The 9241-nt window shown below is 27.0% G+C and carries 7 protein-coding genes; 1 reads left to right on the top strand and 6 read right to left on the bottom strand.

Going from position 1 to position 9241, the window contains the following annotated elements; genetic code table 11:
- Window positions 1-264: 264 nt before the first annotated feature.
- Complete coding sequence (locus KQI30_RS15815) at window positions 265-594, bottom strand: single-stranded DNA-binding protein (protein WP_216464312.1); 330 nt, start codon at window positions 592-594, stop codon at window positions 265-267.
- Between the two features lie 140 nt (window positions 595-734).
- On the opposite strand from KQI30_RS15815, the gene cysK reads away from it, so the two are divergent.
- Complete coding sequence (gene cysK, locus KQI30_RS15820) at window positions 735-1661, top strand: cysteine synthase A (protein WP_216464313.1); 927 nt, start codon at window positions 735-737, stop codon at window positions 1659-1661.
- Between the two features lie 186 nt (window positions 1662-1847).
- Here cysK and KQI30_RS15825 read toward each other — a convergent pair whose 3' ends face one another.
- The 5 genes from KQI30_RS15825 to KQI30_RS15845 all read right to left on the bottom strand — a co-directional run bounded on the left by KQI30_RS15825 (window position 1848) and on the right by KQI30_RS15845 (window position 8742).
- Entirely contained in the window at window positions 1848-2678 is an 831-nt protein-coding gene (locus KQI30_RS15825; RefSeq protein WP_216464314.1) for a tRNA 2-thiocytidine biosynthesis TtcA family protein, read from the bottom strand.
- Between the two features lie 8 nt (window positions 2679-2686).
- Window positions 2687-3811, bottom strand: coding sequence for a cysteine desulfurase family protein (locus KQI30_RS15830; RefSeq protein ID WP_216464315.1), 1125 nt, complete (start codon window positions 3809-3811; stop codon window positions 2687-2689).
- 30 nt (window positions 3812-3841) lie between these two features.
- Window positions 3842-5737 (bottom strand): ABC-F family ATP-binding cassette domain-containing protein, encoded by a 1896-nt coding sequence (locus KQI30_RS15835; RefSeq protein WP_216464316.1) that lies wholly within the window; start codon window positions 5735-5737, stop codon window positions 3842-3844.
- 11 nt (window positions 5738-5748) lie between these two features.
- Window positions 5749-7584, bottom strand: coding sequence for a LexA family protein (locus tag KQI30_RS15840; RefSeq protein ID WP_216464317.1), 1836 nt, complete (start codon window positions 7582-7584; stop codon window positions 5749-5751).
- A gap of 63 nt (window positions 7585-7647) precedes the next feature.
- On the bottom strand, window positions 7648-8742 hold the full coding sequence (locus KQI30_RS15845) for a glycosyl hydrolase family 8 (protein ID WP_216464318.1): 1095 nt from the start codon (window positions 8740-8742) through the stop codon (window positions 7648-7650).
- Window positions 8743-9241 lie beyond the last annotated feature (499 nt).

Genomic DNA, 9241 nt, shown 5'->3' on the forward strand with positions numbered 1-9241 from the left:
CATTAAAGGTCTTTTTGTCATGCTTAAATTTAAATTATTTCTTTAATTTACTACCTTAAATTTTCAAAATGGTAGTGTTTTTTGTTATATTATTTTTTCATAGCAAACTTTACACTATCAATAAACAAGCTGCCCCAAGTTTAAAAAGTTACTCTCACATATTTATTATATAATCTTATATGATAAATATAAATACTTTTTTAGAATTTTTGATTAAATTTTGGATAAATTTATTAACTCCTTAGAAAACTAAGGAGTTAATTGTTAAATTATGTCTTTTTTTGAACTTATAAAAGTAAAATTTTCCATAATGATGGAAGTAGTATAAACTTTAATACCATCATTATTAAAATAACTACCTGTGCTTATCTTACCTTCCACCGCTAACTTTTGACCTTTCTGTACATTCCTTGATAAAATTTCTGCCTTTCTACCAAATGCTACTATATCAACAAATGTTGTTTTTCTTTCCTTTGTTGATGTTACATATTCATTAACCGCCAATGTGAATCTTGTATATGGAACTTCTCCTTCCTTAGATTTGCATAACTCCAATTCCCTGGTAACATTACCTATAAGACTTACTCTATTCATATTTTCATTTCTCCTTTAGATTATTGATATCTACATTATTAACACAAATGTATGTTCTCTATACACATTTCAAAAAAAATTTTTAAAATTATTAATTCCATGATAAACTTAATATATAAAATATAGGAAAAGGTGATAAAATGAGTAATATAATAAAGGATGTTACAGACTTAATCGGTAATACACCATTAATGGAATTATCTAAAATTACTAACTTAAATAAATGTGATTCAACAATACTTGCAAAATTAGAATTCTTTAATCCTGGCGGCAGTATAAAAGATAGAATAGCATTATCTATGATAGAAGATGCAAAGAACAAAGGCTTAATTGATAAAAACACTACTATTATAGAACCAACTAGCGGAAATACTGGAATAGGTCTTAGCTGTGTTGCTGCATCTAAAGGATATAAAGTAATTTTAACCATGCCAGAAACTATGAGTATTGAAAGACGTACTCTTCTAAAAGCTTATGGAGCTAATGTAGTTCTAACTCCAGGAGAATTAGGAATGCAAGGTTCTATAGATAAAGCTAGTGAACTAGCAAAAGAAATTGGAAATGCATTTATTCCTCAACAATTTTGTAATGAAGCAAATGTGCAAGCTCATAAACTTCATACTGCCAAAGAAATATGGGAAGCTACTGATGGAAATATTGATTTCTTTGTAACTGGTGTTGGTAGTGGAGGAACTCTAAGTGGTGTTGCTCAATATCTTAAAGAAAAAAATCCAAAAATACAGATAGTTGCTGTAGAACCTGCATCATCTCCACTATTATCTGGTGGTAAAGCAGCACCTCATAAACTTCAAGGGCTAGGAGCAAATTTTATACCTAAAATATTAGATACATCACTTATAGATAAAATTATTCCTGTTTCTAATGATGATGCTTATAAAATGACTAGAGAAATTGCACAAACAGAAGGTCTACTAGTTGGTATATCATCTGGTGCTGTAATGCATGCTGCATTATCCCTTGGAAAGAAATTTAAAGATAAAACTATAGTAACAATTTTTGCTGACTCTGGTGAAAGATATCTTTCTACTCCTAACTTATTTAAATAAAAAAATTAAAGGAACTAACTATCACAAATAATTTTTAGTGATAATTAGTTCCTTTTTTAGAACATAATATAGTGCACAGGTTAGAATGTCCAGAGCATAAGATTAATTTTCCCTATAGGGAAAATATCATAACCTGTGCCTTGTGCCATCATACTTGTGCCTTAAAATTTGTATGTCTCTCTTTTCTTATATTTCATCATAATCATCTAAGAAACTTTTTTCAATGCCATCTTTCTCATATCCAATAATAGTATTTAAATTTACATTATGAACACTTCTAAATATATTTAATTCTATATTTGGATTCATTTTTCTAAACTTCTTTATAAGAACCTTCATTTCTTGTCTTTTAGATCCACCACCACTGTCACCTAACATACAGTTTTCTGTCAATCTACAAGCACATTTTATAAACTTTAATTCATTACTGTTTTGCCAAGTTATAATATCCTGCTCTCTTATTAAATATAAAGGTCTTATAACTTCCATACCCTCATAGTTTTGACTGTGTAACTTAGGCATCATAGTTTTTAACTGACCATTATATAACATACTCATTAATATAGTTTCTATAACATCATCAAAATGATGACCTAAAGCTATTTTATTACATCCTAGTTGCTGAGCATGTTTATATAAGTAACCTCTTCTCATTCTCGCACATAAATAGCAAGGAGATTCTTCTACTTCTGCTACAATATCATATATTTTTGTTTCAAAAATAGTTATTGGTATATTTAATAGCTTTGCATTATCTTCTATGATCTTTCTGTTATATTCATTATAACCAGGATCCATAACTAAAAATTCTAAATCAAATTTTATATGTCCATGAACTTGTAATTCCTGCATACATTTTGCAAGAAGCATTGAATCTTTTCCACCTGATATACAAACAGCTATTTTGTCTCCTTCTTTGATAAGTTCATATTCTTTTATTCCTTTAATAAATTTAGACCAAATTTTCTTTCTATATTTTTTTATAATACTTCTTTCAACTTCTTTATACTTTTCCATACTTCATCCTACTCATTTATCAATTTTTCATAGCATAATTTAAATGCTTCTAAAAACTCTTTAATTTCCTCTTCTTTAACAAGGTGACTTAAACTTATTCTTATTGCAGCCATTGCTCTTTTTCTATCTTTAGTTATAGCGAAAACTGGTTTTGATACAATATTTACTGCACAACAAGCAGCTTTAGTAGCTATATAAATATCTTTTTTTTCTAATTCATCTTGAAATCTATTAGCCTTTATTCCTTTTACACTAACATTTAGTATATATGGACTAGATTTTTCACTACTATTTATAAGAACATCCTTATATTTTGAAAATTCGCTTCTTAATGTGCTATTTAATTTTTTTACATAATTATATCTTTCATCTAAATTATCTATAGCAATCTCAATAGCCTTTTCTGTAGCAAGAATCATAGCTACATCTGGTGTACCACTCCTAAATATTGTAGTACTTGTTCCTCCATGAATAATAGGTTCCATTCTTATTTCTTTTTTCTTAACAACAATTCCAGACCCATTTAATCCATAAAACTTATGTGCTGTGAAAGTAACTAAATCAATATTATTTATATCTAAATGAATTTTCCCTAACGCTTGAGTAGCATCTACATGCAAATGACAATTTTCAAATTTAGAAACTAATTTATTAATTTCCTCTATTGGTTGAATAATTCCTACTTCACTACCAACACAACATATAGAAACCAATATAGTATCTTTTCTAAGCAATTCTTCTAAATGCTCTAAATCTATAGTCCCATCACTTAAAATATCTACAAAATCAACTTCATATCCTTCATTTTGTAAATCTACCATTGCTGCTGTTACTGATGAATGTTCTAGATAAGTTGTAATAATATGCTTACCATAACTTTTATAAGCTTTTGCTACACCTTTAATTGCTAAGTTATTAGATTCTGTGCCACTAGATGTATATATTATATCCATATCTTTTATATCTAGTATATTTGATATATTTTCTGTAGCTTTATCTATAGCTTCTTTTGCAACTCTGCCAAGCTTATGACTACTATTGGGATTACCTAGATAAGTTTTTGTTGCATCACAAAACACCTTAAGCACTTCATCATTTACTGGTGTATTAGCAGCATAATCTAAATAAATCATCTTATAATTCACCTCTTAGTCTTTTAACAATTACTTTTTTGATTGTTCTATTTTCTCTGCTAATTCATTTAAATAAGTCCATCTATCATATTTTTCACTAAGTTCTTTTTCTATTTCTTCTTTTTCCTTTAAAAGATCATTTAATGTTCCATAATTACTAACATTTTCTTCAATGCTCTTATCTAACTGACTTATTTTTTCTTCTAACTTTTCTATAACCTCATCAATTGTTTCATATTCTCTTTGCTCATTAAAAGAAAACTTCAAAGCTTTCTCTGACTTTGGCTTTTCCTTTTTCTCTTTAACTTCTAAAACTTTTTCGTCTTCTAACTCTTTATATACTAGATACTCATTATATCCACCATGTAAAATATCTATTTCCTCTGCTGATTTAAAATAAAAAATCTTGTTACAAACTCTATCAATAAAATATCTATCATGGGATACTGTTATTACTGGTCCATCAAATGAATCTAAGTAATCTTCTAATATTGTAAGTGTTGTAATATCTAAATCATTTGTTGGCTCATCAAGAAGTAAAATATTTGGTGAACTCATAAGAACTCTAAGTAAATATAGTCTTCTCTTTTCTCCCCCTGATAATCTCTTTACCTCAGTATATTGAATCTCCGGAGTAAATAAAAACTTTTCTAACATAGCGGATGCTGATATTTTCTCTCCACTGGCAGTTTCAAGGTACTCACCAACTTCTCTTATATAATCAATAACTCGTAAATCATTATCAACAAAATAACTTTCTTGAGAAAAATACCCTATCTTTACTGTCTCTCCTCTAATAATTTCACCATTATCTACAGGAAGTTCTCCAGCAATAAGATTCATAAGTGTAGACTTACCTCTTCCATTTTCTCCAATTATACCTATTCTATCTTTTCTTAAAAGGATATATGAAAAATCTTTTATTATTTCTTTGCTACCAAAGCTCTTAGAAACATGATTTATTTCAACTAGCTTCTTACCTAATCTGCTGCCTTTTATATCAAAATCTACTTCTTCATTATCCTTATCATATTTTATTTCTGATATTTCTTTAAATCTATCTAATCTAGCTTTTTGTTTAGTACTTCTTGCTTTTGCTCCTCTTTTTACCCACTTTAACTCATTTCTTAAAAAGTTTTGTCTCTTTTCTTCTGATGATTTTTCTAACTCTTTTCTTTCTATTTTCTTTTCTAAGAAATAAGAGTAATTTCCATCATAACTATATAAATTACCTTTATCTAATTCTATAATTCTATTAGTAACTCTATCTAAAAAGTATCTATCATGAGTTATCATTAATAATGATCCTTTTCTAGAATTCAAGTACTCTTCAAGCCATCCTATAGTTTCACTATCTAAATGGTTTGTAGGTTCATCTAAAATAAGAAGATCACAAGGTCTAATTAACGCTGAAGCCAAAGCTATTCTCTTTCTTTGTCCTCCAGATAAATTTGAAACCTTCTCTTCAAAATCTGTTATTCCAAGCTTTGTAAGTATAGTCTTTGCTTCTCTTTCCATATCCCACAAATTAAGATTATCCATAGGCTCTTGTGCTTCTATTAATTTATTACTTAATTTCTCATAATCGCCTTGTCCACTAGATAACTTAGAAATAATATTCTCATATTCTCTAAGAGCTTTCATTTCTACAGTATCTCCATAAAATACTGCTGATAATACTTTATCATCATCATTAAAGTTAACATTTTGAGGCAAATATTCGCATCTTAATCTATTTACTCTATTAATTTTCCCATCATAAAATTCATCTAATCCTGCGATAATTTTTAAAAGCGTAGACTTTCCTGTTCCATTAACACCAATGATTCCTATCTTCTCTCCTTCATTGATACCAAAAGATATATTGTTAATTATTTGCTTTTCACTATAACTTTTACTTATATTTTCTAAAGTAATTAAGTTCATCATATACTCCTTTAATTATTTTTAATTATTCCAACAGCTTGCCCTATAATTCTAATTTCATTTAATTTAAAATTCATAGGTGCATAATTATCATTTTCGGAAATAAGCGTAGCCATACCACCTTTTATCTTTACTGTTTTCAAAGTAGCATTTCCATCTATCTCTACAGCACAAATATCTCCATTTTCTACAGTATTATTTCTTTCAATTACAACTTTATCTCCATTGTTAATTCCGGCATTTATCATAGAATCCCCTTCAATTGTAAGAATAAAATGCTCTTTATTTTTTGTAAGAACACTTTGAGGAAGATACATTGACCCCGTTTCTTCTTCTGAAATAAAAATTGGCATACCTGCTGCTATATGTGAAAAAACTTTTACTCTTGAAATTTCACTATCATAAAGTTCTTCTTCTTTTCCATTAACATTTATAATCATATTCTTAGGAGCTGATATGTCCCTTAAAAGGTTTATAACTTTATTTTTCTTACAATCCACATATGTAAATGACTCTATCCCCCTATTACTTATAAATCTCTTGTCTTCTAACACACCTAATGGAAGATTATTAATAAGCTTAGATTCTCTACCATATCCAATTAAATACAACTCATTTTCAGCAATAGCTATTTCATCAAGAAGAATTTTCTTATCCTTATTGGTACAGTAATTTTCATTATTAAAGTTTGTTACTATAGTAACTTTTGAACTAATTCCCAACACATCATTGAAAACTGCTAACTTTACTTTATCCCCATTACTATCTAATGAATTTTTAACTCTTCTACATGGTATCTTACTATTAATAAAATGAAGTTTCCCCTTTTTAAGTTCTTCTTCATTCTTAAATAAAACAAGAATATCCTCATATTTGTATTTTAATGATAAATTATTTTTAATTAAATCTCTTATTGCTAAAAAGCTTTTTCCCATATCATCATATATAAAATGATGTGGAGGATTGGATTTTTCCTCTGTAATATTCTTATTACCTTTAAATCCTTTAATAAGATTCTTTATTTCCTCACTAGATCTTATATTATTCCTTAAATTATAAGTCTTCTCAAATGAAACATCTTTTATATTTTTTTTAGATGTAATAGTAATTGTACTTATATTACTATCTTTTCTCAAAGTATATATAAACTTTCTTTGTTTATCTGTTAAAAATTCTCCATCATCAATAGCAATATGAGTATATATATCATTACTGTTTAAAAGTTTTTCTATTATCTCAACATCTACAACATCTTTAATGTATATATTATTTTGTATTAGAAGCTTTTTAAATTCTTGTGATACATTGTATAGTAATTCTCTATTATGTGAATTCTTTTTTGCATTAACATAAGAAACTCTTCTTCTTCCTTCTATGTATTGTTTTTCATCTATGTTAGATGATAGAATTTCACATACTTCCTTTTCGATATTCTCAATATTACTACTTCTAAATATCTTACTATTTCTCAAATCTTTTTTTATGCTATCTATTGCTTCTAACAATATTTTTCTCTTTTGATCATCACTACATAAATTTATTTCTTTTATTTTTAATAAATTTTCTACTAATTCATCATAAGTATAAAAATCTACTTTTATATCAAGAAAAGAAAAAAGAGTTTCTTCTCTTTCTCTCTTTTCAAATAATTTTAATCCTATAGCTTTTGATAACTTATTTTTAAATAAAACTAATACCGAATCTCCATCTTCTACAGAATATTTATTTATATATTCATTAACTCTATTAATAAGATAAGTGCTCTTCCCACTACCACTTACCCCTTTTACTAATATATTATTATACAATCTATCTTTACTCATAATATCAATTCTAGAATTTAACATATCTATCACCTCAACAATTAGATATATTATATCATATTATTCCTAGGTACTTAAGCAGTTATTTTATTCTATTAATGCCAATATAGCCATTAAGTTATCAAATGAATATATTTCTTTGTTATCTAGATACCCAAATGCTCCTTTTAACTCTCCTTCATCAATTTTATAAAGATATAATTTTTCTTTTAATTTATTATATAAATTAATATCCCCACTATTTCTTGCAACCATTGCAACTACTGAATATATAGCTGTTGATTCAATACTAGAAGTTACTTCTCCTGTTTCGGAAGAATATGTACTACATAAAAATCCATCGTTATTTAACTTATCATCTATCCATTTTAAAAACTTACTTGTATCTTCTCCCACTTCACTTTTATATAAATAAATCATAGAAGTTAATAATAAATCATTATTCTCTTCATCTGAATATTCTTCAGCATTTATATTATAAGACTTTCTATAAAGAGGAATATCATCTGATATATATCCACCCTCTACAATCTCTTTACTTTTCTCTTCTATTTTTTCATAATCATTATCTACATCAGAAAGTATAGAAAGTGCACCTAAATCCATATATGATAATGTAACAGTATCACTTAATAATCCACTATCATTAAAATCTACTAAACATCCCTTATGCACTGAATTATTTTTTAACCCCTCTGATAACTTAAAAAATATTTTTTTGTATCTATTGTCATTAAACCTTTTATATGCTAGGGCGCTAGCTTTTACTATTCTAAGATCATCAATAGTTGATGATACCATACTTTTTTCATCTCCTATTGCTCTCCAACTTACTAAATCATTTTTCATCATCATATCTTCAATTATTTTTAAGTGAGTATCTACAATATCTTTATTTCCCGTTTCTACTCCATATAGCATCATCAATCCTTCTGATTCTGATAAAACATAATGACCTTTTGTTTCATCTCCTACACTTTCTTTATCTAAATAATTTGTATATATACCTTTATCATCAGATAAAGTACTATTTATAAATGATACAGTATCTTCCGCTGCTAATATTTTGTTATGCTCATTTATTGCTAAATTAAATTCTAATTTTTTATCCAGTGCTAGAAAGATACCGCCAATTAATACAACTAATATTACTATAATAACTACAATTTTTCTTTTTTGCATATCTATCACCTCTTTTATCATATTTTTTATTATATCCATAACTTTATGTAATATATTCTTTTGTAAAAAGAAAGGGGCTGTCTCATTAGCAAATAAAAATTTGTTAATAACAGCACCTAAACAAATTAACTTAGTAATAGCACAAAATCATCTTCTAAAATCATGATATATCTAAATTGAAAAGTTATAAAAAGGACATTTAAATAAAGTGTTGCAAAAATAACTTAATTAATATTTAAATAGGCAATACTTTATATAAAATCAACAGAAAATGAAGTCTTATAGATTTCATTAAATTAGGGTAGCTCTTCTCTCTGAGCTACCCTTTTCTTATTCTTTCTTTATTTTTCTTAGTCAGTCTTTTTTTATTCAGACAATTAATGTTCCAGTAAAAAAAAGATTGACTATTTGAATTTAAAACACGAATCGTTATAAAGATAGATGAATAGCGGTCTAAGAGGGAGTTCAAAAAAGAAAGAAAAGTCTGACAATATAATAA

It is taken from the genome of Clostridium bornimense, from assembly GCF_018917145.1.
Taxonomy (GTDB): Bacteria; Bacillota; Clostridia; order Clostridiales; family Clostridiaceae; genus Clostridium_AN; species Clostridium_AN bornimense_A.